The organism is Pedobacter sp. TM02 (assembly GCF_059705275.1).
The window spans coordinates 1,281,048-1,305,140 of record NZ_AP046530.1 but is presented as its reverse complement, the minus strand read 5'-3'; the positions used below and the strand labels follow the sequence as shown (position 1 = coordinate 1,305,140).

The following is a 24,093-nucleotide window of genomic DNA, read 5'->3' as shown; positions in this document are numbered from 1 at the left end:
AAAGTAACCATTCAAGACTGAGCGAATGGCTCGATTTTCCTTTTTGACAATCCTTTAACCTTATTTGCTTTAACCCAACTTGGCCAGGCTTTCGGCTAATCGCTGCAGGTATTTGTTGCGGTAATACAAATCCTTGATGGCTTTGAGCTTTGTTTCTTCGTTGCCTTGTTGCTGATCGAAACTTACTGTTAAGGTTTCCAGCTCTTGATGAAGCGCCTGTTCGATCTGCGCAATCTGGGCTTTTACTTCTTCCAGCTTGCCGGCCTCTGGCTCAAACTCCAGTTCCATCAAAGCTTCGTTTACATCCATCATTTCCATTAAAAAACCCTGGGGCAATACGTAATGCTCTCCATCTTGCAACTGGCCCTTTAAACTTAGCACATAATGCAGTATTTTCTGCGGGTCTTTCAACACCTGAAAAGCTTTGTTGTTAAGCGTAGAAAGCTCCAAAACCTCGTCTTGCTTGGCTTGGTCTTCGTTGATATAAAAATCGGGATGATATTTCTTGCTCAGCTCATAAAACTTTTGCCTCACCAATTGTTGGTCGGGATGAAAGCTGATAGGCAATTCGTAAAATTCGAAGTAGTCCATGGGTTGAAGGTTAAAGCTTGAAAACTAAAGTGGATGGCTAAAGGCCAGAGGCTTAAGATAATTGCTCAAGCCGCTAACCTCGTACATATTATTTGCCAAACAGTTTGAGTATATCGTTGCCGAAGGCGAAAACCATCAGACTGAGCAGGATCACGAAACCAACAATTTGGGCACGTTCCATGAACTTATCGCTCAATGGCTTGCCTTTGATCATTTCAATAATCAAAAACACCACGTGGCCACCATCAAGTGCCGGAATAGGCAACAAGTTCATAAAAGCCAATGCAATAGAGATAAGGCCGGTTAAGCGCCAGAAGTTCTCCCAATCGAAATCGCTTCCGTAAACCTGTGCGATGCCAATCGGGCTGCTGATGTTACGCGCGCTTACTTTTCCGGTAATCATCTTCCAAATGCCCTTGGCATTATCAGAAAACGTTGTCCAGGCTTTGTCTGTACCAACTGAAAACGACTCTAAAAAGCTATAATCCACATGCTTTTCAGGCAAGTCGAAAACTGCAAATCCAATTCCGATAGTACCGTCTTTGGCAACTTTAGGATTAAAATCTATGATTTTTCCTTTTCTGGATATTTTAACTGCGATTGTTTTGCCAGCCGATGCCTTGACTTCTGCAATAACCTGATCCCTGAGTGGAAGCGTTTTGCCGTTAACCGTTATGATGCTATCGCCAGTTCTAATTCCGGCATCGTATGCAGCGGTAGAATATTGTACTTGTTTATATTTGCCAAAAAGATTTTTGATTTTATCGATAAGACCTTTTGGATTGACCTTATTATCAGATGGTTTAAATACAAGGTTGATGTTTTTTACCGCAAACCTCGGTGCTACAAATTCTTTTATCCCATATTCGCTAATGCTATCCAATACGGTTTCTGGCACTTTATAGTCCATGGCTTTGCCGTTCCTGGCAATGGTAAGCTTAGGACTACCCAAAAGTACCTTCGAGCTCATCAGTTCTTCGAAACGGATTACTTTTTGTCCGTTGATCGCCAAAATCTTGTCGCCGTTTTGTAGTCCCAAACTTTTGCCGATAACTCCTGGCGATACGCCATTTGTCAACTGGTCGTTAGGCGTATAGTTTTCGCCGTATTTAAAGGTAATCATCCAAAAAATGAAGATACCTACGACGATATTGACAATAATACCACCCAGCATAACGATTAAACGCTGCCAGGCAGGTTTTGAACGGAACTCCCAAGGTTCTGCCGGCAAAGCCATTTGCTCGGTATCCATAGACTCGTCTATCATACCTGAAATCTTGACGTAGCCCCCCAAAGGCAGCCAGCCAATTCCATATTCGGTTTCGCCCACTTTGAAGCTAACCAACTTCACTCCCCAGGCATCGAAGAAAAGATAGAACTTCTCTACTTTTATGCCAAAAGCACGCGCCGCCAAAAAATGTCCTAACTCGTGTAAGATTACTAGTATTGATAAACCCAGCAAAAGCTGGCCCGCCATAATCAGTCCATTCATATCGTATTTAGTGTGTTTTTGTTTTTAGATTGGTTAAATTTTGTTTTGTTACGAGTTCGCTGGCAAATATACGTGTCTGCCGGTCGGTTTCTAAATAATTGTTGAGCGTTGGATGCGCTATAAAGCCGATGCTTTCCATACAGGTTTCGATGACATCGCTCATTTGTAAAAAACCGATGTTATCCTTTAAAAAAGCATCAACTACCACTTCGTTGGCGGCATTAATGATACAGGGCATGTTCCCTCCTTTTTCCATGGCCTGATAAGCCAGGCCGAGGTTTCTGAAGGTTTGGGTATCTGCTTGTGCAAAGCTCAGTTCAGGATAGTTCAAAAAGTTGAAACGCTCGAAGTTGCTAACCATGCGATGAGGATAGGCCAAAGCATAATGGATAGGCAATTTCATGTCGGGAAGCCCCATTTGCGCTTTGATAGAGCCATCGCTAAACTGTACCATCGAATGGATGATCGACTGTGGATGGACAACAACCTCAATTTGGTTGCCGGTTAATCCAAACAACCATTTGGCCTCTATAGCCTCCAAGCCTTTGTTCATCAGCGAAGCCGAGTCGATGGTGATTTTGGCTCCCATTACCCAATTGGGATGCTTTAAAGCCTGTGCCTTGGTTACATGAGCCAAGAAAGCCCTATCCTTGCCCCTGAAAGGTCCGCCAGAAGCGGTGAGCATGATTTTTTCGATGGTGTTGTTTGCTTCGCCAACCAGGCATTGAAAAATAGCCGAGTGCTCCGAGTCAACCGGAATGATGCTAACACCGTTTTGTTTGGCCAGCTGCATCACCAATTCGCCGGCTACCACCAGGGTTTCCTTATTCGCCAAGCCGATGTCTTTTTTAGCTTCGATAGCGGCAATGGTAGGTTTGAGCCCTACCGAACCCATAATGGCCGTTAAAACCAATTGGGTTTGGGGTAGTTGAACGGCCGCCAACAACGCGTCTTCGCCACACAACACCTGCGTATGGGGCAAGGCATTTTTAACCGTTTGGTAATGGTCTTCGCAAGTAATCACCACCAAATCTGGCTTAAATTCGAGTGCCTGTTCAATCAGCAGATCGGCATTGCGCTGCGCAGTGAGCGCATTTACGCGATACTGCGTTGGATTGCTCCGAACCACTTCCAAAGCTTGCGTACCTATTGATCCTGTACTGCCTAGTATAGCTATATTCTTCAATTCATTCTTTTTTAAGTGCCATCCATTCTGGAATTACCATAGGGATAGCAATCTACGTCTTCACATACTGCGTTAGCTCGTCGGCAATCTTTCTATCGTTGCTTAAACGAGGCACTTTGTTTTGTCCGCCAAGCTTGCCAGCAGCGCGCATATAGTTTACAAAAGCATCTTGCTGCAAGGTACGGATAATTAACGGTTGCAGGATTTTGCCTTCAATGAGGTCAAAATAGTAAATATTCTTCTTTTGCAAAGCCTTATCTACTTTAGCGGCGAAGGCTTGCGGGTCTTTCGGCTCCGTACCAAACTCTACAAACCACTCATGGTAAGGCAATTGCCCATCTGGCGCATTCACCTGCGGCGCTACAGTAAATTCTGTAATTTCTACCCCTTCCTCGTTGGCTACCGAAAGCAACGCATGCTCTACCTCCTCGCCGATAACATGCTCGCCAAAAGCCGAAATGAAATGCTTGATGCGACCGGTGACCAAAATCTTATAGGGGTTTTTCGACACAAATTTCACGGTATCGCCAATGCTATAGCCCCATAAACCGGCATTGGTGTTTAAAATCAGTGCGTAATTCTTGTCCAGCTCCACTTCGCCCAAACTTAACCGGGTTGGATTTTCATTATAGTACTCGTCGGCGGGAATAAATTCATAAAAAATGCCGGCGTTGGCCAATAGCAAAAGTCCTTTTTCCTGTTGACTGTCCTGATAGGCAATAAAACCTTCTGATGCCGGATAGGTTTCTATCGAATCGATCTTTTTGCCAATGCTGGCCTCTATCTTGGCGCGGTAAGGTTCGTAATTAACGCCACCATAAACAAACAGGCTAAAATTTTGGAAGATATCTTTTATTTTTTTGCCACCAGACTTTACTTTGAGCCTATCAAAATACATTTGTACCCATGGCGGAATACCCGAAATCAGGGTCATATCCTGGCTGATCGTTTCGCCTACAATCGCATCAACCTTTTCCTCCCAATCTTCGATGCAATTGGTTGGGTATGAAGGCAGCCTGTTTTTTTGCAGGTATGCCGGTACCAAGTGGGCTACAATGCCCGATAAACGCCCTATTTTAATGCCATGCTTTTCGGTTAAAATCGGACTACCCTGCAGGAAGATCATTTTGCCATTTACGAAATCGGCCTTGCCTGTTTCATGAATATAGGTTAACAAGGCATTACGGGCCGCCTTGATGTGTTCGGGCATCGATTCCTTTGAAATAGGAATGTATTTTACGCCAGAAGTGGTGCCCGAAGTTTTGGCAAAATAGGCTGGTTTCCCTTTCCAGAGGATATTTTTTTCGCCAGCTACAACCCTATCTACATAAGGTTTCAAGGTTTCATAATCGCGGATGGGAACCTTCGCCTTGAAATCGGCATAGCTCTTTATGGATGCAAAATCATGGTCATGTCCAAACACCGTAGTAGAAGCCCCTTTAATCAACGATTGGAAGATGGTTTGCTGCGCTTTTACAGCATCTTTTTTCCACTTGTCAATTCCTTTTACCACCCATGCCGCAAACGGCTTGCTCAATGCTGCTTTAAATCCCATTTTTCAGTTTACAGTTACCCGTTTACAATGCTCGGTTTTCAGTTGCCAATGAAGCCATGGCTAACAAACCAGTGCACTTTAAATTAAACAATGTTATGGATAATATCCGGATGCTCGTCGCCTTTGTAGTCGCCCATGATCTTGCGGTAGGCCACCGCAAAAAAAGCCGTCGTAAAAGGCACAATCACAAACGAGCTGAATATGACCACAATCAGCGAAATGTATTGGTTGATATCGGTATCGAAGAAGAAATTGATCAAGCGGAAGCCTGTGGTCACTACTACATAGAAAAAGCCAAATACAATAGCTTGTACAATGACCAAACCCAGCAAAAAAAACATAAGCTTGATAAAGTTGCCCTTGGTAGTGGCCAGGCTCAGCTTAATGGATTCGAAAGGCGGAGAATGCTTATCGATGATGAAAAAAGGAAAGAAAATGATGCGGATAAACGTAAAGAAAATACTGATCATGGCAATAACCACCGCTATGTTAACAATGATCTTGCCCGTTTCGGCATAACCGGCTATAATATGCTGGCTTACCGCAAATTTGAAAACCAGGTCTAAAATATACAGCACCGGCATGAGCAGAATACCTACTAAGAAAATACTGATACCAAAATAAATGGTGCCCAACAAGAAGCGGCCTATTTCCTTTCGGGTAGGCAAGGTATCGATAATCTTGATATCGGCATTTTCATCGTCGAGCAAATGAAAAATATACTTGATCATGCAAAGCTCTATCACGCAATAGCACATGATGAAAATGAGCAGCATCACGATCTTGATGCCAATATGCAGCTCTTCCATAAAGAAGGCCATAAAGGTTGAGGTAGATGCGGTGATGAAGATCAGGAAGCAAAGCGTAGCAATAGAAAAATAATTTTCTTTGGTTACCTTCCAGGCCTGCAACACGACATCCTTAACCGCAAATGTGCTTTCCTTTAGATAATCTATCATGATTGTTTAAATATAATTCGCTTAAAAAAATCCTGTATAAAGCCTAAACCATAGGCCGTAAGTTGTATAAAAGATGCAATTACACTCAAAAATGCAATTTTTATTGATTTGTTGACCTGCCAGGCATGAAAAAATATCAACACAAAAAAGAGCAGCAAAAAGAAATTGCATACCCAGGCCAATGGCCAATAAATAAAGTTGCACAATAGGGTAATGCCCAATCCGACAACAAAAAACGCCGGAAAGAAATGCACCAATTTCAGTTCTGCAGGGAAATGTTTGTAAATATTGATCCTTGCCCGCCCAAAAAAGTGGAGCTGCTTGTAAAATTGCTTAAAGCTGGTTCTTCTTTTGTGAAAAACCTTGGCGGCCGGAATCAGGCCGATTTTAAAGCCGCTTTCGTGGATACGGATGCTGTACTCGATGTCTTCGCCCAAACGGGTGAGGATAAAACCTCCTACCTTTTCCCAAACTTCTCTTGATACGCCCATGTTAAAGCTACGCGGATGGAACTGGCCAATATGCTTTTTATTGCCGCGGATGCCACCGGTAGTAAACGGCGACGTCATGGCGTAGCTGATGGCTTTTTGCACAGGCGTAAAGGTGTCGTGCGCGGCATCAGGACCGCCATAGGCATCGAGCTGATGCTCGAATAAATAGTCTTTTACGATTTCGAGATAATCGGCCGGGATGAGGCAATCTGAATCGAAGATGACAAAATAGTCGCCTTTGGCGCGTTCGAAACCAAAATTGCGCGAAAAGCCTTGCCCCTCGTTGGGCTTAAAAAAATATTTTACGTCTAAGCGGTTGGCATAAGAAGCCACAATATCCTTGGCATCGTTTACCGAACCATCTTCAATAACCAGCACCTCAAACTGCGTATAGGTTTGCCTGGTTAGGGTTTCCAGCAGTTCGTCTATTTCTTGCGGACGGTTGTAAAGTGGTATGATGATGGAGAAAAACATGTGTTAAGGTAAAAGGTGAAAGGTTTAAGGCAGAAGGTTTATGGCGTGAAATACCTTACGCCCTAAGCCCTATGCCTTAAAGTTCCTTCTCAATTAAGTACTGGTTTCTTTCTGGAGCGTTGCGCGTGACCAGTTCGGCCACAAATCCGGTAAGGAACATTTGTGAACCGACGATAATGGCTACCAAAGCTATATAAAACAAGGGTTGGTCTGTAATTTCTCTTTTGTAAGGAATATGTGCGGCAATATGATAAAGTTTTACGCCTATCATCCACAAGGTCATGATCATGCCCACAAAAAAGCTCAATACGCCCAGCGAGCCGAAAAAATGCATGGGCCTTTTGCCAAACTTGCCCACAAAAAAGATAGAAAGCAGGTCTAAAAAGCCATTGATAAAACGACTCAGGCCAAATTTGGTTACCCCATATTTCCTGGCCCGGTGCTCTACTACCTGTTCGCCAATTTTGCTGAAACCCGCCCATTTGGCAATTACCGGAATGTAGCGGTGCATTTCGCCGTATACTTCGATGGTTTTAACTACATCTTTGCGGTAGGCTTTTAGGCCACAGTTGAAATCGTTGAGCTGTATGCCGCTCATTTTGCGGGTAGCCGCGTTAAACAGCTTGGTGGGTATGGTTTTGGTAATCGGGTCGTAGCGCTTTTTTTTCCAGCCCGACACGATATCGAAGTTTTCTTCTTTGATCCTTCTGTAAAGTTCCGGCACTTCATCCGGACTATCCTGCAAGTCGGCGTCCATGGTAATGATCACATCGCCTTGCGCCACTTCAAAACCCACATTCAGGGCCGCAGATTTGCCGTAATTCCTCCTGAACTTGATGCCTTTTACGCTGCCATAACTTTCTTTGAGTTGCGTAATGACCGACCATGAAGTATCCTTGCTGCCATCATCAATAAAAATGGCTTCGTACGAGAAGTTGTTTTCGGTCATCACCTTATCTATCCAAGCGATCAGTTCAGGCAACGATTCCTCTTCGTTATAGAGTGGAATTACTATTGATATATCCATTAATTTAGAGTTGTCGTCATTGTTTCAAAAAGGGTACTCTGCAACCGGATTGCTGCCAGCCCGGTCCCTATCTGTTCTTTTGTTTGCAACAACGTACGGTTTGTATAAATTAAAACGTGCAAATTTCATCAAATTAAATGACAAAACCTGCACGTATTCGATTACTAATTATACTTAATTTTCGTTGGTATCACTTACAAACAAGGGAGGCTCTTTTTTAAAGATGGCTCCGAATATTAACGCAAATACAAACACAAAAAGTACACCGATCAAGTAACCTTGTGCAGACTGCATAACCGTACCGCTGTTTTTCTTTTTAAACTCTTCGTCTTTTTGCTTGATTACTTCATCGATTTTGGCCTTGTCTACGCCTTGTTTTTCCATCATTTTTGTTGTAGCATCCGTAATGGAGGTTTGGATTTTGGCCTGCATGTCAGGCTCAACCAACTTAACGTACGCTACGTTTACTACCGAAGAAATCAGGTAGCTGGTTAGGAACATGATGAATATTCCTGAGGTAGCCCTTCTAAAATTCCAGTAGCCCCCTATTTTTTTACGAAGGTCTTTGCTGAAGAAAACCGCAATGACAATAGGAAGAATAATATTTAGGCAAACGGGATAAAGGAAGATGGCCCAAATGGAAGTCGAGTTCATAATCAGGTAAGCCGAAACAAGACCTAATACCACCATAATCAGACCTAAGCCCAAGCCGTTCTTGATTGCTTCGACCTTTAAGTCCTTATCGTTAAATTTAATTTCCATGTTAGTTTAGTTTATTTTTTATTAAAGTTAGCAATTAAGCTATAGACTGCAATATCGTAACCTTTGTTACTGCTATACTTCAACAAATCGGCTTCTACTGCTTCGCCACCGTTGGGGTGCAGGAAAAACGTCATAAAAGGCACAAACAGTTCTTCCATTTCTTCCTTCAAATCAAGGGTCTGACCATTTTTGCAGATGTCCTCTACGCTGCTTTCGGCCAACTGCTGGTTGCTGATCAAGTCTTCGTAGATATGGAACTCGTCTTGAAACTCATCTTCGTCAACCAACAGAAACTCTTTCAGGAAATCGTCTAATTCAGGGTTGATCTGCTCATCGTGGCACTCGTTGATGTACAACAGCAGGTTGAGCAACTCGGTGCCCCTATCGATCGTTTCTTCTTCAATGGCTTCCCATTCTTTGGATTCGAGATAGTTTTCTTCCAGCTTGTTCACGTCGCTGGTAAAGAAATTGATCATCAGGGTATCGAAATACACTTCGCGCAACTCGTCGAAAGCCGGATAATCGTCAAAAACCTCATCGAATTTCGCAACCTTGTCCAAAAAATTGATGTCTAATGCAAAAACATCGGCCAGTCTTTTTTCTACTTCTTTGGCATCGATTCCTTTAGCCTTTGCAAAAGCAGCCAGAGAAGCAGCCAATGCTTTTTCTATTTTGTTATTCATACGTTTCGAATTGTTTGTTGTTATAAACCAGCTGCACCTTTCCTTTCAGGGTTTTGCCCAGCAAAGGAGAGTTGGCCGCTTTTGAACGGTTATTGTTTACGTTATACTCCCATTCCTGTTGCGGGTGGTAGACCACAAAATTGGCGGTGGCTCCTATGCCGATTACCGGAACTTCGAGTTTTAGCAATTTACGTGGGTTGATGGCCAGTTTCTCGGCAATTAGGCCTGCATCTAATCCGGCCTGCAACAATAAAGGCAAGACCGTTTGCAGGGCAATGATACCATAAGAGGCGATTTCAAACTCTACATCCTTAAACTCAATCTCGTGCGGACGGTGCTGCGAGGTCACGGCATCAATGGTGCCGTCTTTCAATCCAGCAATTAGGGCTTTATTATCGGCTTTGCTTCGCAATGGTGGTTTTACCTTGTAGTTACTGTCAAAATCGTTCAACAGGTCTTCGGTAAATACCAACTGGTGTGCCGCCACGTCGCAGGTAATTTTCAGGCCGTCTTTTTTGGCCTTTTTAATCAATGCTACCGAACCTGCCGTAGAAATCTGGCTGATGTGGATGGGTGCATTGTGGTAGGTTGCTAAATAAATATCGCGGGCTAGCTGCATTTCTTCGGCCAACGCCGGAATGCCTTTCATGCCTAAAAGCACGTTGTTTTTGCTTTCGTTTACCTGGGCCTTGCCAGCAATGGATTTATTTTCTGGATAAACCATCAACAGCCCCTCAAAACCTAAAGCATATTGCAGGGCACGGCTCATAAAGCCATCGTCGGCAATAGCCTTGCTGCCCTCAGAAAAGGCAACGGCCCCGGCATTTTTCATGTCAAAAAGCTCGGCCAGCTCCTTGCCTTCCAAATCGTTGCTGATGGCGCCAATGGGGTGCACATCAACCAAGTTGTTTTTGGCCCTGTTCAGGATATATTCGACAGCTCCTTTTGTTTGCACCACCGGCTTGGTGGTAGGCAAAACGGCAATACCGGTAAATCCACCAGCTTTGGCCGCGGCCGTTCCGCTTTGCAGGTCTTCCTTAGTTTCGAGCCCAGGATCGCCAATCATACAATTCAGGTCGAAAAAACCTGGCGAAAGTATAGCGCCACTGGCTTCTACAACAGTTTCGTTCTTTAAAGGCGATAATTGTTTTTCGACAGCAACAATTTTTCCGCCTTCAACGCGTACATCAGCTTTTTGCTGGTTAAACTCGCTGTTAGGATCTGCAATAGTAATTCCCTTTACTAAGAGGTTCATGAATGTATATGTTATGGATTAGCTTATAATGTTTCTGTATCAATGAGCTGGTAAGCCCGGTTTTTGGGTATGATAAAATCGTACCAGTAAAATTTCAATAGCCAAGAAAACCAAGCTCAAAATTAGGCAAAGTTTCCATAATTCGGTTCCATTATTTTTGGAAGAAACGGCCGAAGCAATGCTATCGGATTTCGGGTCCAAAAACGTTAAGGGCTGTTTTCCAAACAGTTCTTTGATCTGATCGGCCGAACTGTAATGCATGTCCGATTCAGTGCGGTTATCATTAAAGGCAATAACGGCCAAGGTTGAATCTGCTTTTTTAAGCTCGTAATAACCTGCTTTTTTCACTTGGTCTGCCACGTAAAGCAAGGTTTTGCCATTGGTTTGGCGCAATTCGGGTATCACCTCGAAATTGTCGGCCACCAGCTTCAGCGTTTGATTGGCGCCCAATACTATTTTTTGGCTCTCAAGCACGTTGTTCCGACCTGCGGTATAGTAAATGGGCTGTTCTTTGGCGCTGGCAAAGGCTATTTTGTACATTAAAGGCACAAAAACGGGATGCTTGGCCAGGTTGCTATCTTCGTTGTTCAAATCGGTTGCCGCCAAATACGCCTGTCCGTTGCCCATCGGATAACGTGCAAAAAACAATTTGCCGGCAGGCAACGACAACAGGTCTTCCTTGCTGCGCTGGTTGTTTTCTACAAAGTTAAAATAATGGTTTACCTGAGGCAGGTCTATGTTTTGCGGCAAGGTTTCGAACACTTCCTTGAACAAAGGATGCTTCAGTTCAATGTGGCTCACCTTGGTGGCGCTACCATTTACATCGGCAATTGCCGGAAGGCCCAGCGACGTTAAAAACGAGGAATAAACATTTTTATCGGCTTTTACATTTGGAAAAACAACAACCGAACCGCCATTGGCGATATAGGTTTTGAGCTCCTGAGCCAATCCGCTAGCGGGATTATCGAGGCTGTTCAGCACAATCAGGCTATAGCTGGCCAAGGCCGAGTAATTGATATTGCGCTCGGGCATCTCGGTAAGCTGAAAATACGGGTCGGCACCAAACAGCGCCTTGATGTATTTCTCGGCGGTTTGTCCATTAATGCTCAATACCTTTTGGTTGGCGTTTACCCTGAAACTGAAATTGAGCTGGTCGTCAAAAGTCAAGGGAAAATCCTTGATGCTGAGGGTTCCCCTCTGCCAGCCCAAGCCCAGGCCGCTGTAGGCCAAAGTATCGGTTTGGGTTTTACCGGCTGCGATATTCAAGCTACTGATGGCCTTTTGTTGTTGATTGATGGTGAGTTTGATCGGAATGTTCTTCGCATCTTCGTCACCATAATTATGCAGCTGCACCACCAGTTTTTCGGTAGCACCGGCCTGGTGCGTTGGCGACAGCAACCAGGCGCTGTCGACCGCTACATTAGGCAAGGCATTCGAATGCAGCTTGATGAGCGAAACATTGGTATTGGGGTTGGTTTTGATCGGCTGGTTTCCGGCAAAACCCTGCTGAAAATCGGAGATGATGTAGGCAAAACGGTTGCTGGCGCCAGTAAAAATGCTTTGTTGCCGATTGATAACCTGCTGCAGCTGTCGGCTGGCCGAAGAGATTTTCACCTCGTCAACCGCCTGGATCAGCTCGTCGGCATTGAGCAAACGCTGATGCCTGCCTTCAAAATCGTTGGTCAGCAGCTGAAAGCGGTCGTTGAGCTGGAAGGCCTTTACAATTTCCTTGGCTTTGCGCTTGGCTTCGTCTAAAAGGCTTCCCTCCTTATTTACAGCCTCCATGCTGTACGAATTATCAATGTAAATGCTGACGATATTTCCCTTGCTTTGGTCTATCTTGCTGGTTGAGGGCAAAAACGGACGTGCAAAGGCGAACACCAAAAACACGATGGCCAAGATACGGCAACAGAGGATGAGCAGGTTTTTTAGCCTTTCTCTGGATGATTGTTGCGCTTTGATCTCCTTTAAAAAGGCGACATTGCTAAAATAGACTCTTTTAAATTTCCTGAAATTGAATAAATGGATAATGACCGGAATAGCGACCGTTAAAAGTGCAAAAAGAAAGCCCGGATAAAGGAAATTCATTAAAAACCAAAGATAGAAAAAATATGGAGATTACTAACAGTCAAAAAAAGAACTTATTTCGACGACAAACTCAAGCTCCAGGCACAAACGTTTGCGTTCAGACACCAAAACCAGATGTAAGGAATTTGTGCTATCATTAGGTATCGGTTGAGCAAGAAAACCAGCATTAACCTTATCTTCAACCTCCATAGCCATGCTTATTTGTAATTGCCATGAACAAATTACTGCCTTCTCTCCTGATCTTCCTACTGACAGTGACCTGTTGCCTAAGTTGCAACGTGCCTGCAAGAATCGAGAATGGTTATTCCTACATCCAGAAAGATGGAAGAGCCGGCAAAGACTGGAAACTGGTTTGGTTCGACGATTTTAATGCAACTTCGCTCGACACCACCAAATGGACAAAAATACCGGCCAATACTGCCGATTGGGGCAAACACATGAGCAGCAACCCCTTGTGCTACGAACTCCAGGATGGCCAGTTGTTTTTGAAAGGCATCAAAAATCCGGATACCGCCTCAGATAAGCGCCCCTTTTTAACCGGTGGCATTTACAGCAAGGGAAAATTCGCCTTTCAATATGGCAAAATAGAAATCCGTGCCAAACTGGGCTGCGCACAGGGCGCCTGGCCGGCCATGTGGATGTTGGCCGAACGCAACAAGTACGGAAAATATCCCAGAAATGGAGAGATAGACATCATGGAGCATCTTAATTTCGACAAGATCATCTATCAAACCACCCATTCTTACTACACTTTGGAACTTAAGCAAAAAGACAAACCCCCACATTCTGGAACCGCTAAGCTAGATCCTAATCAGTTCAATATTTTTGGCTTGCAGTGGTATCCCGACAAATTGATATTTACCCTAAACGGGAAAGAAACCTTTCGCTATCCCCGCATAAACGGCGTAGACCCAAGCCAATGGCCTTACGACCAGCCTTTTTACGTTCTTATCGATCAGCAGCTGGGTGGCAGTTGGGTAGGAAAGATCAATCCCGACAACCTGCCTGTACAAATGGAAATAGACTGGGTTAAGGTTTATCAATAAAGAATTAGGTATTTCTTGTGTTACCTATTGGCAATTCGGTTCATAGCCGAACGTTTCTTTATTTCTTCTTCTATTGCTTCTTTTGGGTTAATTCAGCTTTTCCCTTTCGCTGATGTTGTCGTATAAACAACGACACAACCCTGCTTTTATAGAATAAAAATCATTTTTAATAAATAAATTATGAATATTATTCTTTTAATAACTAGATTTACTGAACTAAAATCAGCATATGAACTTAGATAAAATAGACTTGTCCATTTTGAGGCTCATGCAGGAAAATGCGCGGATCTCGAACGTTGACATGGCCAAGGAACTGGAAATGGCCCCATCGGCAGTGCTAGAGCGGGTAAAGAAACTGGAACAGCGAAAGGTAATTACCCAATACACCACCAAAATAGATCCCGCCGCCATTGACATGAGCCTGCTGGCCTTCATTTCGATGAAAACGTCGAATACTGTGGGCTGCACCACTACTGCCGATGAGCTTTCGAAGATCAAGGAAGTACAGGAAGTACACATTATTGCCGGCGAAGACTGCTACCTGGTGAAGGTAAGAACCCGCGACTCGGCCTCGCTCATGGCTTTGATGCGCGACGAATTCAGCAAAATATCAAACATTCTTTCGGTGCGCACCACCATTGTGCTCGAAACCGTAAAAGAAAACCAACAATTAATCATCCCAGACATCAACACTAAATAACACCATGATGGCAAACGTAAAAAAACCAGCGCCCCTCCTTTTCGTCTACCTCGCTTTTGCCATTGTTTACATTGTGTGGGGCTCCACTTATTTTTTCATCCAAAAGGCCCTGGCGGGCTTTCCGCCCTTTATCCTCGGTTCCTTTAGGTTTATCCTGGCCGGTTTGCTCCTCATTACCTGGTGCGCATTTACCGGACAGCCCATCTTCAACAAACGCCTCATCAAACACGCCGCCATTGCCGGCATCTTAATGCTTGGCGTGGGCAATGGCATTGTTATTTGGGTCGAACAGTTTATTCCAAGCGGGTTGGTAGCCATTATGGTTGCCTCGGCCGCCATCTGGTTCGTTATTTTGGACAAGCCCAAATGGAAGGAGAATTTCGGCAGCACCTCAACCGTTGCGGGACTAATTGTTGGCTTTATCGGTGTAATTCTTCTGTTTGGCGAGCAACTGATCCAAATTTTGGGCACCAGCCAAAGTCCAACCCAAATTGCCGGCATGATCCTTTTGGTGCTAGGCCCTGTGGCCTGGGCAGCAGGTTCGCTTTATGCCAAACACCAATCCAATCCCGACGATTCGGTTGCTGTTGGTACGGCCTGGCAAATGCTGGCCGCCGGTATGGCATTTATCCCAGGTGGTTTGTTTACTGGCGAGTTTAAGACTTTTAACTGGACGACCATTCCGCTTGACGCCTGGCTTTCGGTAGGTTATTTGATCATATTTGGCTCTATCGCAGCCTTTAGTGCCTATGTTTGGCTATTAAAGGTACGTCCGGCAACACAGGTAAGCACCTACGCCTACGTAAATCCGGTAGTGGCCGTACTGTTAAGCCTCTGTTTTACCAATGAAAAGATTAGTCTGCTACAAATAGCTGGGCTGGTGGTTATTTTAGGAAGTGTATTGCTCATTAACCTGAGCAAATACCGAAACAACAAGAAAGCCGCTCAACAGCCAAAACTGGAACCTGCCCTTACCCAGCAGGATTAGTTCTTGGCTACTTCACGCTCCAACAAACTGGCAATTGCGTCTTCTTCGCTGACCACATTAACCAATAGGCCTTTTTTATCGATTAAAAAATGAGTTGGATAAGCATTGACCAGCAGTTTTTCGGCCATGTAATGCTCCTGATTGGGAACCGTTGCATAATCGAACTTGGTTTTAGCTAAAAACGCCTGCAATTCGGGCTTGGCATCAATAGCCAGGCTTACAAACAGGATATCGTTACGGTCTTTATATTGTTGAACCAGCTCATTCAGGGCGGGCATTTCCTGTACACAGGCTAAACAGCCGATAAACCAGCATTTAAAGAGTACGATTTTGCCTTTGGTATTGGCCGAGGTATACAGTTTGCCGTTCACATCCTTAAAACTGAAAGCCGGAATGGGCTTGCCCTTCATCTGACCATACTTCAGCTCGTCGGCGGCAAACTGCCTCATGTAGGTACCTATGTTCGGGTCTGCGCCTTGGGGTATGCGGAACAACTGGTAATGCGGATCAGGTTCTGCCGAAGCGAGCAACATCGGCAGGTAATGCTCCGTTTTCATTTGTTTCAGGAAAGCCTCCTTATCCATTACCTTACCGTTTACATCATGGGCTACAAAGTTTTCGTAAAGCTTTATGTTACTGGTGTAGTAGTTCCAAAATCCATTAAAATCTAAAGGCGCTTTAACCGCAATCAGCTCCGATTTTGCAACGCTAGCGACAGGCGCCTGTTTAGCTACCGAATCGGTTTTCCTTGCCACAGCGGCTTGTGGCGTCTTATCATTTGCCGACTGACAGGCAGCCAAAAAGCTGGCAGACAACGCACATACAAACAAACTATTTTTAAAATTCATAAGGTTCATTGTTAGCGCAAGTTAAGCTTTTGAGCTATTGAACACAAGTTGTTGCAATAATGGAAATGAGGAGATTTGGGCACAAGCGCCGTCTACATGTATTTTTTAATGGCTTCCCACAAAGTTTCGTCGTAATCGTAAACATCGGGTCTGAACTGAACCTTGCCGTTTTCGGCCCAAGCGGTAAAATAGCCAATCACCACGGCCACGTTTTTCCGAGTAGCGAACCAGCTTGGCTTCAATTGGAAGGTATTGAGCGTATCGGTTCTTTTAGCCAGTTTTTTCTGATACTGCTTCATCCTTGTGGTATCAACAGGTGGCAGGTTCACCTCCATGCGCAACTGGTCGTACTGGTATTTGTCTCTCACCATCAGCTGTGCAAACTCGAGCGGCTTTTCAATACGCACACAACCATGGCTGATTGCCCTGTTGGCCAGCCTAAAACCATTTTTGTTGTTGGTATCGTGAAGGTAAATGCTTGAACTGTTGTCGAAGATAAATTTGAACTTGCCCAAGGCATTGCCTTCGCCTGAGCCTTGCTTAAATTGAAAAGGCAATTTCTCGCGCGAGTATTTATTCCATTGGATGGTATCCGGATCATTTACCAGTTTGCCTTTCAGGTATACCTTAATGTTGTTGTTAGACAGGTAATAAGGGTCTCTAACCGCCTGCCAATAAATTTCGCTCTGCGCAATGCTTACCGGAATATTCCAAACCGGATTTACCTGTATGGCATTAAATACGCTCACCAGTTGTGGCGTTTCGTGGTTTTTGGGCTTGTCGTCTAAATTTTTAGACTTTAAGTAAGCCTTCATTTTATCGGCATAGCCTTCTTCGCGCTTACCACCAACACATACGTTCATGTGCGTTAAGGTATCTTGGCCCTTAAACCAGGTTAGCGAGAAATCGGGGATATTGACCAACACGGTTTCCTCGGTTTTGACCGGCAGTTGCCAACGCATGCGCTCCATGTTGAGCTTGATGGCTTTGATGGCCGGATTTTCGTCGGTACCCAAGCTGTCGCGGTAAAGCGCCAAGGCCTTTTTCAGGTCGAGGTAATTTTTTGAAGTCTGCTGCGCATCTTTCAATATAGCAACCAGATCCGTTGTATTCAACATCGAATCGAGCTTCAGGCTATCTGGTCGTTTACTGGCAATGTAATAGCGGTTAAACAGCTTCCTGGGATTTACGCTGCCGTATTTGATGAAGGTGCTGTACTTTAAAAGGGCATCGGCAGCCTTGATTTCCAGATCGGCTATTAAAGGATAAACCTCGCTTATCTTCTTGAATTTGTTCGCATCAAGGGTTTGCAAAAGGGTTTCCAGTTCATTTACCCTGAATATTTCGGGATTAAACCCATCGGCTTTGCTTCGCTGGATGTAACTTTTCAAGGTATCCAGTGCACCGTTTATATAAAAACGCGTAACCAGCAACGGCCGGTCTTGGTGATGCGCGTAATATGCCTTGATTACTTTGGGGTTGGACAATTTACTGCTCAGTTCGTCCATTTTTTTGACGAATACCGAATCATAAGCAACCGTATCAAAATCATTGTATAGTTTATTGTCGAAATGTTTAGACAAAACAACGGCAATCTCAGGCTTGGTGCGAAACCAGCTGCAAGAGCTCAAAAACAAACATACGGCTACAAATAGGAGCGTTTTTTTCAATTTTCTGTGAGGTTTAAGTATCATTTGGCCTGCGGGCCTGGCACTTACATGGCAAATAAAATGCCATATTTTTTTGATTTCACATTTACAAAGTTATATTTGCAACATCTTCTGGCCAAAATTACGGAAAGAAAGTAATATATGATCCAAGTTTTAAACCATTATGCACATTTACATCATCATCGCCATTGCGGCGATAGATAGATAAATGTTTTGTACGCAAAACGGTTTTTAACAATAGACTCCATATTTCTTATTCCTAATTTTATAACAAGTGAAAACACTTAAAATCGCTATCCAAAAATCGGGTAGGCTCAACGAAAAATCAGTAGAAATCCTTAAAAATTGTGGTTTAACTTTCGAAAACTACAAAAGTTCCCTCATCTCAACAGTCACTAATTTTCCTTTGGAAATCCTTTTCCTGAGAGACGACGATATTCCAGAATACGTGCAGGACGGCATTGCCGATTTGGGCATTGTGGGCGAAAATGTAATTGTAGAAGCCGGTGCCGACGTTTGTTACTTGCAGAAGCTCGGCTTTGGCAAATGCACCCTAAAAATCGCCGTGCAGAGCACGAGCGACATCACCGAACTGGCCCAATTAAACGGCAAGGCAATCGCCACTTCTTATCCGGTAATTCTCGAAAAATACCTGAAGGCCAACAACGTTGATGCGCAGATCAGAAACATTTCGGGCTCGGTAGAAATTGGTCCGGGCTTGGGCTTGAGCGATGCCATTTTCGACATCGTTTCTACTGGTGGAACCTTAAAGAGCAACGGCCTGAAACCCTTTAAGGACGTGATGAATTCGGAGGCTGTTTTGATTGGCAACAAAGAGATCGAATTCAATGCCGAAGTGAAAGAATTGGTGCAGCGGATCCAATCGGTACTGCGTGCCAAAGCCACCAAATATGTGGTACTCAACGTGAGCAAAGAAAACCTGCAAGCCGTTGTAGATTTATTGCCAGGCGTAAAAAGTCCTACCGTTGTTCCCTTGTTTGAAGAAGGCTGGGTAGCTGTTCATTCGGTTATTGCCGAGCAGGATTTTTGGGAAAAGATCAACAGCCTCAAAGCAGCGGGCGCACAAGGCATCGTGGTGATGCCCATCGAGAAAATCATAACGTAAATTCGACGTTCTCCGTTGAAAATTACTTAGAAAACATATTAACTAATAGTTAAATCAAAAACATAATAAATTGAAAATCTATAGTTATAGAGATTTATCTCAACAAAAAATAGAAGAAATTTGTTCCAGGCAGATTGCCGACGATCAGTTGGTCGAAACACGCGTAAATGACATTATAGCTACGGTAAAACACGAAGGCGATAATGCCCTGAAGGCCTTTGCTTCGCAATTCGACAAAGTAAAGCTGGAACAACTTTACATCGGTAAGGAGGAACTCGACACCTTGGCAAAGGCCATTCCACAATCGGTAAAAAACGCCATTGATGTCGCTTACCAAAACATCTACAAATTTCACCAGGCCCAACTCAAAACCGAAGCCAAAATAGAAACCATGCCTGGCGTAAACTGCTGGCGAGAAGCCCGCCCTGTTGAGCGTGTTGGTCTGTATATTCCGGGTGGAACAGCAGTATTGCCGAGTACTTTTTTAATGCTGGGCATCCCTGCAAAAATTGCCGGATGCCGTGAAATTATTGTATGCTCGCCACCACAAAACGACGGCAAGGTAAATACCTATCTGGCCTATGTGGCCATGCGCCTGGGCATCGAAAAAATCTACTTGGCCGGAGGCGCACAAGCCGTGGCCGCCATGGCTTATGGCACGGCGAGCATACCCAAAGTGAGCAAGATTTTCGGACCTGGAAATCGCTATGTAACCGAAGCCAAAAAGCAACTGCAAAACCTAGTGGCTATCGACATGCCTGCCGGACCATCGGAGGTTTTGGTGATTGCCGATGAAACGGCCAACCCCAGCTTTGTGGCGGCCGATCTGCTGGCACAGGCCGAGCATGGCCCCGATAGCCAGGCGATATTGGTGAGCACCTCGAAAGACCTGATCAATGCAACGTTAATCGCCATCGAACAGCAGCTGGCCGATTTGCCTCGTCGGGATATTGCCACACAAGCCATCGCCAATTCCTATGCAGTTCTTACAGACAGTTTGAAAGAAGCCATGGCTTTTAGCAATGCCTACGCACCGGAGCACCTGATTTTGGCCACAGAAAACTTCGAAGCGCTGATTCCATTAATCGTTAATGCAGGTTCGGTATTTTTGGGCAACCTAACGCCCGAAAGTGCTGGCGATTATGCCTCAGGCACTAATCACACCTTGCCAACAAGCGGTTTTGCCAAAGCTTTTTCCGGTGTTTCGGTCGATACTTTCCTCAAAAAAATCACTTTCCAGCACCTGAGCCAACAAGGCTTGGCTAACATCGGCCAAACGGTAGAAAGCCTAGCCGAAGCCGAAGGCCTGCAGGCCCATAAAAACGCCGTTACCATCAGGTTAGAAAAAATTAAGAATCCATAAACATCAACTTTTGTGCTTGCGAAACCTTTGCTTCGCAGTTAACTCCAACAAAAAATGGACATTAAAGACTTACAACGAGAAAACATAAAAACACTTCGCCCCTACTCTACAGCCAGGGACGAATTTAAGGGCCAGGCCAGCGTATTTTTAGATGCCAACGAAAACAGTTTTGGTTCGCCCCTACCGGCCAACTACAACCGTTACCCCGACCCTTTGCAACTGGATCTGAAGGAAGCCATCAGCAAAATCAAGGGCGTTCCGATAGAAAACACTTTTTTGGGCAATGGCAGCGATGAGGCCATCGACTTGTTGTTCAGGGCTTTTTGCAATCCTGGCAAGGACAATGTCATTATCCTGCCTCCAACCTATGGCATGTACGAAGTATCGGCCAATATTAACGATGTAGAGGTAAGAAAGGTAAACTTGCTCCCTAACTTCCAGCTCGATTTGGAGAAGATTGCAGAAACCATCGATGCCAATACCAAAATGATCTTCATCTGCTCGCCTAACAACCCTACGGGCAATTCGCTTAATAGAACCGATATCGAAACCATTTTAGCCAACTTTAAAGGCTTGGTGGTGATTGACGAGGCCTACATCAACTTTGCCAAGCAAAAAACATTTATCCAGGAACTGACCGAATACGTAAACCTGGTGGTCTTGCAAACTTTTTCTAAAGCTTGGGGCCTGGCCGCCTTGCGTTTGGGCATGGCCTTTTCGTCGCGTCCGGTTATCGACATCCTGAACAAGGTAAAACCGCCCTACAACATCAACCAGGCTACCCAGGATTTGGCTTTGGCCGCTTTGGAAAATATCCAGCAGGTGAACGAATGGATTAAAATTACCGTTGCCGAAAGGGAAAGACTGAGTGCCGAACTGGCTAAAATACCGATGGTGAAAAAAGTCTACCCATCGGATGCCAATTTTATACTGGCCGAAATAGCGAATGCCGTTGATGTTTACAACAAGTTGGTAGATCAAGGGGTTATTGTACGCGACCGTTCCAAGGTTACGCTTTGCGAAGGTTGCTTAAGGATCACCATCGGCACCGCCTCGGAAAACGATCAATTAATAGATTTATTGAGAAAAATGAATGAATGAAAGAGTGAGTGAATTTTGAATGCATGAATAATTGCATGTATACATTCGACCACCATTCAGTCGTTCAGTCATTCAGTCATTCAATCATTCTATCACGCTATCATTCAAAATTAAATTGAACTATGAAAAACGTATTATTTATAGACCGCGACGGCACTTTGGCCCTGGAGCCTGAAGATGAACAGGTAGACAGCTTTGCCAAGTTGCAGTTTTACCCAAAATCGCTGTATTACCTGGCTAAAATTGCCCATGAACTCGATTTCGAAATGGTAATGGTTACCAACCAGGACGGTTTGGGCACTTCGTCTCATCCGGAAGAGAATTTCTGGCCGGTGCATAATTTCCTGATCAACACTTTTGCAGGCGAAGGCGTAGTGTTTAGCGACGTGGTCATCGACCGTACCTTTGCCAGAGACAACGCCCCTACCCGTAAGCCAGGCACGGCTTTGTTGGGCAAATACCTGACTGGCGATTACGACCTCGCAAACTCTTACGTCATCGGCGATAGGCTCAATGATGTATTGTTGGCCAAAAACCTGGGCGCTAAAGCTATTTACTTGCGCCAAAACGATGCCTTGGGTGCCAACGAAGGAATGGACAAACTGGAAAGCTTGGCTGATGTGATTGCCCTGGAAACCAAAAACTGGGAAGACATCTATACCTTTTTAAGGGCTGGGGCAAGAAAAGTAAGCCACCAACGCAAAACCAACGAAACCGACATCAACATTGAGCTTGATTTAGATGGCACCGGAAAGGCAAACATCCATACTGGGTTGCACTTTTTCGACCACATGTTAGATCAAATTGCCCGCCACGGAGGCATGGACCTCGAAATTAGTGCCAAAGGCGACCTGCATATTGACGAGCACCACACCATTGAAGACACCGGAATTGCACTGGGTGAGGCTTTTGCAAAGGCCATTGGCAATAAATTGGGAATTGAACGTTATGGATTCTGTTTGCCGATGGACGATTGCCTGGCCCAGGTGGCCATTGATTTTGGCGGGCGCAGCTGGATGGTTTGGGAAGCTGATTTTAAACGCGAAAAAGTGGGCGACATGCCAACGGAAATGTTCTTCCATTTTTTCAAATCTTTCAGCGATGCCGCCAAATGCAATTTGAACATCAAGGCCGAAGGCGATAACGAGCACCATAAAATAGAGGCTATTTTTAAGGCTTTTGCCAAGGCCATTAAGATGGCCATTAAACGCGATGCCGAAAAAATGGTCTTACCAAGCACTAAAGGCGTATTGTAGTTATGAGTTGACAGTTGTGGGGTTTGAATTCATGATCCCCAACTGGAAACAGATAACTAATAACTGACAACTGAAACAATGATCGGAATAATCAACTATGGAGCAGGCAACATCTTCTCGCTTACCGCAGCCTTAGAACGGCAACAAATTGCCTACGGCATGGTTAATAGCGAAGCAGATTTAGCCCAGTACACGCATATCATCATCCCGGGAGTAGGCCATGCGGGCACGGCCATGCACAAACTCGAGCAAACCGGCATGGTCAAAGCGATTAAAGCACTGCAAAAACCCGTGCTTGGCATTTGCGTAGGCATGCAACTACTCACCGCACATTCTGAAGAAGGCGATGCCAAACTACTCGACATCGTGCCTTTGGAAACCAAGCTTTTCGACAAAAACTTGGGCATCAAAATTCCGCACATGGGTTGGAATACGGTAGATTTTAAAAACAATTTATTATTTGAGAATGTTCCTAGTGGAACACAGTTTTACTTTGTACATTCTTATTTTATTGAATATAACCCTATTTTTGATATCGCCTCTGTAAATTATGGAAACAAATTTTCGGCAGCTATACAAAAAGACAATTTCTTTGGTGTTCAGTTTCACCCCGAAAAATCGGGCGAAGCCGGAGAACGCCTATTAAAAAATTTCTCAAATTTAAGATCCTAGCATGTACATTATCCCAGCAATCGATATTTTAGACGGAAAAGTTGTCCGCTTGCGCGAAGGCGACTATAATCAGAAAACAGAATACGATGTCTCTATCGAAGAAATGATCGAGCGTTACCGCTCAAACGGTACAGATTTCATCCACATCATCGATCTAAATGGTGCAAAAGGCGATTTCAGCAACCAGCAAACCCTGTTCAGCATCATCAAAAAAACCGAAATGCGCGTACAATATGGCGGTGGCATCAGAACCATTGAACAGGTTACCAATTTGTTGGATGCAGGCATACACCGGGTGATTGTGGGTACGCAAGCCGTAAGCAATCCCGATTTCCTGCCAAATCTAAGCGCTGCTTTTGCCAAAAAAGACGATTATGCCAACCGCATTGTCATTGCTATCGACGTACTGGACGAAATCATCAAATATTCTGGCTGGATGGAAAGCTCGCCAATCAAATTGATGGATTACGTAGACAAGTGTCTGCAATTGGGCTTTTTCAGGTTTTTGTGCACCGACATCAACAAAGATGGCAAGCTAGGCGGCACGGCCATCGATTTATATAGAAAACTGCTCGACCACTCTCCTTTCATTAAGTTGATTGCTTCGGGTGGTGTAAGTTCGATGGAAGACATTAAGGAACTGGCCCAGCTCGACATCAGAAGCGTGGTGGTGGGCAAAGCCATTTACGAAGGCCATATCAGCATCGAAGAAATCAAGGAGTGGAACCTAAAAGCACTTAGTTCTATCTAAATGTCATCG

The 24,093-nt window shown here is 44.5% G+C and carries 22 protein-coding genes; 9 read left to right on the top strand and 13 right to left on the bottom strand.

All coding sequences use genetic code 11. From position 1 onward, the window contains the following. Positions 1–69 precede the first annotated feature (69 nt). The 11 genes from hscB to AC6H1S_RS05550 form a co-directional block, all read right to left on the bottom strand. A complete protein-coding gene (gene hscB, locus AC6H1S_RS05600) occupies positions 70–591 on the bottom strand; it encodes a Fe-S protein assembly co-chaperone HscB (RefSeq protein ID WP_497565452.1) in 522 nt (173 codons plus the stop codon). A gap of 88 nt (positions 592–679) precedes the next feature. Then, positions 680–2,083, bottom strand: a complete 1,404-nt coding sequence (gene rseP / locus AC6H1S_RS05595) for an RIP metalloprotease RseP (protein WP_497565451.1) — start codon at positions 2,081–2,083, stop codon at positions 680–682. Positions 2,084–2,090: 7 nt separating this feature from the next. Beyond that, complete coding sequence (locus AC6H1S_RS05590) at positions 2,091–3,269, bottom strand: 1-deoxy-D-xylulose-5-phosphate reductoisomerase (protein ID WP_199137451.1); 1,179 nt, start codon at positions 3,267–3,269, stop codon at positions 2,091–2,093. 52 nt (positions 3,270–3,321) lie between these two features. After that, positions 3,322–4,824, bottom strand: a complete 1,503-nt coding sequence (locus AC6H1S_RS05585; protein WP_497565450.1) for a GH3 auxin-responsive promoter family protein — start codon at positions 4,822–4,824, stop codon at positions 3,322–3,324. Positions 4,825–4,907: 83 nt separating this feature from the next. After that, a complete protein-coding gene (locus AC6H1S_RS05580; RefSeq protein WP_199137448.1) occupies positions 4,908–5,783 on the bottom strand; it encodes a DUF7847 domain-containing protein in 876 nt (291 codons plus the stop codon). After that, positions 5,780–6,748 (bottom strand): glycosyltransferase, encoded by a 969-nt coding sequence (locus AC6H1S_RS05575; RefSeq protein ID WP_497565449.1) that lies wholly within the window; start codon positions 6,746–6,748, stop codon positions 5,780–5,782. The genes AC6H1S_RS05580 and AC6H1S_RS05575 overlap by 4 nt, the downstream gene beginning before the upstream one ends. 76 nt (positions 6,749–6,824) lie before the next feature. Further along, on the bottom strand, positions 6,825–7,775 hold the full coding sequence (locus AC6H1S_RS05570) for a glycosyltransferase family 2 protein (RefSeq protein ID WP_199137446.1): 951 nt from the start codon (positions 7,773–7,775) through the stop codon (positions 6,825–6,827). 174 nt (positions 7,776–7,949) lie between these two features. Further along, on the bottom strand, positions 7,950–8,537 hold the full coding sequence (locus tag AC6H1S_RS05565; RefSeq protein WP_497565448.1) for a DUF4199 domain-containing protein: 588 nt from the start codon (positions 8,535–8,537) through the stop codon (positions 7,950–7,952). A gap of 11 nt (positions 8,538–8,548) precedes the next feature. Next, a complete protein-coding gene (locus AC6H1S_RS05560) occupies positions 8,549–9,220 on the bottom strand; it encodes a hypothetical protein (protein WP_497565447.1) in 672 nt (223 codons plus the stop codon). Next, a complete protein-coding gene (locus AC6H1S_RS05555) occupies positions 9,213–10,475 on the bottom strand; it encodes a dihydroorotase (RefSeq protein ID WP_199137443.1) in 1,263 nt (420 codons plus the stop codon). The genes AC6H1S_RS05560 and AC6H1S_RS05555 overlap by 8 nt, the downstream gene beginning before the upstream one ends. A gap of 39 nt (positions 10,476–10,514) precedes the next feature. After that, entirely contained in the window at positions 10,515–12,563 is a 2,049-nt protein-coding gene (locus AC6H1S_RS05550; protein ID WP_497565446.1) for a BatA domain-containing protein, read from the bottom strand. Positions 12,564–12,775: 212 nt separating this feature from the next. On the opposite strand from AC6H1S_RS05550, the gene AC6H1S_RS05545 reads away from it, so the two are divergent. The 3 genes from AC6H1S_RS05545 to AC6H1S_RS05535 all read left to right on the top strand — a co-directional run bounded on the left by AC6H1S_RS05545 (position 12,776) and on the right by AC6H1S_RS05535 (position 15,297). Next, positions 12,776–13,609 carry a glycoside hydrolase family 16 protein gene (locus AC6H1S_RS05545; RefSeq protein ID WP_497565445.1) on the top strand — a complete coding sequence of 278 codons (834 nt, stop codon included), beginning with the start codon at positions 12,776–12,778 and terminating at the stop codon, positions 13,607–13,609. Positions 13,610–13,838: 229 nt separating this feature from the next. Beyond that, the gene (locus tag AC6H1S_RS05540; RefSeq protein ID WP_199137437.1) at positions 13,839–14,309 is read left to right on the top strand and encodes an Lrp/AsnC family transcriptional regulator; all 471 of its coding nucleotides are present in this window, start codon (positions 13,839–13,841) and stop codon (positions 14,307–14,309) included. Positions 14,310–14,313: 4 nt separating this feature from the next. Next, entirely contained in the window at positions 14,314–15,297 is a 984-nt protein-coding gene (locus AC6H1S_RS05535; RefSeq protein WP_497565444.1) for an EamA family transporter, read from the top strand. On the opposite strand, the gene AC6H1S_RS05530 is transcribed toward AC6H1S_RS05535, so the two are convergent. After that, entirely contained in the window at positions 15,294–16,145 is an 852-nt protein-coding gene (locus AC6H1S_RS05530; protein WP_497565443.1) for a TlpA family protein disulfide reductase, read from the bottom strand. The genes AC6H1S_RS05535 and AC6H1S_RS05530 overlap by 4 nt on opposite strands. A 92-nt stretch (positions 16,146–16,237) precedes the next feature. Then, positions 16,238–17,815, bottom strand: coding sequence for a L,D-transpeptidase family protein (locus AC6H1S_RS05525; protein ID WP_497565442.1), 1,578 nt, complete (start codon positions 17,813–17,815; stop codon positions 16,238–16,240). A 274-nt stretch (positions 17,816–18,089) separates the two neighbouring features. Between AC6H1S_RS05525 and hisG the strand changes: the two genes are divergently transcribed. The 6 genes from hisG to hisA all read left to right on the top strand — a co-directional run bounded on the left by hisG (position 18,090) and on the right by hisA (position 24,084). Next, the gene (hisG, locus tag AC6H1S_RS05520; protein ID WP_497565441.1) at positions 18,090–18,941 is read left to right on the top strand and encodes an ATP phosphoribosyltransferase; all 852 of its coding nucleotides are present in this window, start codon (positions 18,090–18,092) and stop codon (positions 18,939–18,941) included. 70 nt (positions 18,942–19,011) lie between these two features. Then, positions 19,012–20,304: a histidinol dehydrogenase gene (hisD, locus tag AC6H1S_RS05515; protein WP_497565440.1), complete on the top strand. Its 1,293-nt coding sequence runs from the start codon at positions 19,012–19,014 to the stop codon at positions 20,302–20,304. A gap of 54 nt (positions 20,305–20,358) precedes the next feature. Beyond that, positions 20,359–21,405: a histidinol-phosphate transaminase gene (hisC, locus tag AC6H1S_RS05510; protein ID WP_199137431.1), complete on the top strand. Its 1,047-nt coding sequence runs from the start codon at positions 20,359–20,361 to the stop codon at positions 21,403–21,405. Positions 21,406–21,527: 122 nt separating this feature from the next. Then, the gene (hisB, locus tag AC6H1S_RS05505) at positions 21,528–22,661 is read left to right on the top strand and encodes a bifunctional histidinol-phosphatase/imidazoleglycerol-phosphate dehydratase HisB (protein ID WP_497565439.1); all 1,134 of its coding nucleotides are present in this window, start codon (positions 21,528–21,530) and stop codon (positions 22,659–22,661) included. 78 nt (positions 22,662–22,739) lie between these two features. Beyond that, positions 22,740–23,333 carry an imidazole glycerol phosphate synthase subunit HisH gene (gene hisH, locus AC6H1S_RS05500; RefSeq protein ID WP_497565438.1) on the top strand — a complete coding sequence of 198 codons (594 nt, stop codon included), beginning with the start codon at positions 22,740–22,742 and terminating at the stop codon, positions 23,331–23,333. 1 nt (position 23,334) lies between these two features. Further along, entirely contained in the window at positions 23,335–24,084 is a 750-nt protein-coding gene (gene hisA, locus AC6H1S_RS05495; RefSeq protein WP_497565437.1) for a 1-(5-phosphoribosyl)-5-[(5-phosphoribosylamino)methylideneamino]imidazole-4-carboxamide isomerase, read from the top strand. Positions 24,085–24,093: the final 9 nt, after the last annotated feature.

Bases quoted from the DNA above. Each gene is read 5' to 3' on its own strand.
- AC6H1S_RS05580 (WP_199137448.1), bottom strand. From the start codon at position 5,783: ATGATAGATTATCTAAAGGAAAGCACATTTGCGGTTAAGGATGTCGTG.
- AC6H1S_RS05530 (WP_497565443.1), bottom strand. From the start codon at position 16,145: ATGAATTTTAAAAATAGTTTGTTTGTATGTGCGTTGTCTGCCAGCTTT.
- AC6H1S_RS05570 (WP_199137446.1), bottom strand. From the start codon at position 7,775: ATGGATATATCAATAGTAATTCCACTCTATAACGAAGAGGAATCGTTG.
- AC6H1S_RS05545 (WP_497565445.1), top strand. From the start codon at position 12,776: ATGAACAAATTACTGCCTTCTCTCCTGATCTTCCTACTGACAGTGACC.
- AC6H1S_RS05585 (WP_497565450.1), bottom strand. From the start codon at position 4,824: ATGGGATTTAAAGCAGCATTGAGCAAGCCGTTTGCGGCATGGGTGGTA.
- hscB (WP_497565452.1), bottom strand. From the start codon at position 591: ATGGACTACTTCGAATTTTACGAATTGCCTATCAGCTTTCATCCCGAC.
- hisA (WP_497565437.1), top strand. From the start codon at position 23,335: ATGTACATTATCCCAGCAATCGATATTTTAGACGGAAAAGTTGTCCGC.
- AC6H1S_RS05555 (WP_199137443.1), bottom strand. From the start codon at position 10,475: ATGAACCTCTTAGTAAAGGGAATTACTATTGCAGATCCTAACAGCGAG.
- AC6H1S_RS05575 (WP_497565449.1), bottom strand. From the start codon at position 6,748: ATGTTTTTCTCCATCATCATACCACTTTACAACCGTCCGCAAGAAATA.
- hisB (WP_497565439.1), top strand. From the start codon at position 21,528: ATGAAAAACGTATTATTTATAGACCGCGACGGCACTTTGGCCCTGGAG.
- hisC (WP_199137431.1), top strand. From the start codon at position 20,359: ATGGACATTAAAGACTTACAACGAGAAAACATAAAAACACTTCGCCCC.
- rseP (WP_497565451.1), bottom strand. From the start codon at position 2,083: ATGAATGGACTGATTATGGCGGGCCAGCTTTTGCTGGGTTTATCAATA.
- AC6H1S_RS05535 (WP_497565444.1), top strand. From the start codon at position 14,314: ATGATGGCAAACGTAAAAAAACCAGCGCCCCTCCTTTTCGTCTACCTC.
- AC6H1S_RS05565 (WP_497565448.1), bottom strand. From the start codon at position 8,537: ATGGAAATTAAATTTAACGATAAGGACTTAAAGGTCGAAGCAATCAAG.
- AC6H1S_RS05560 (WP_497565447.1), bottom strand. From the start codon at position 9,220: ATGAATAACAAAATAGAAAAAGCATTGGCTGCTTCTCTGGCTGCTTTT.
- hisH (WP_497565438.1), top strand. From the start codon at position 22,740: ATGATCGGAATAATCAACTATGGAGCAGGCAACATCTTCTCGCTTACC.
- AC6H1S_RS05540 (WP_199137437.1), top strand. From the start codon at position 13,839: ATGAACTTAGATAAAATAGACTTGTCCATTTTGAGGCTCATGCAGGAA.
- AC6H1S_RS05550 (WP_497565446.1), bottom strand. From the start codon at position 12,563: ATGAATTTCCTTTATCCGGGCTTTCTTTTTGCACTTTTAACGGTCGCT.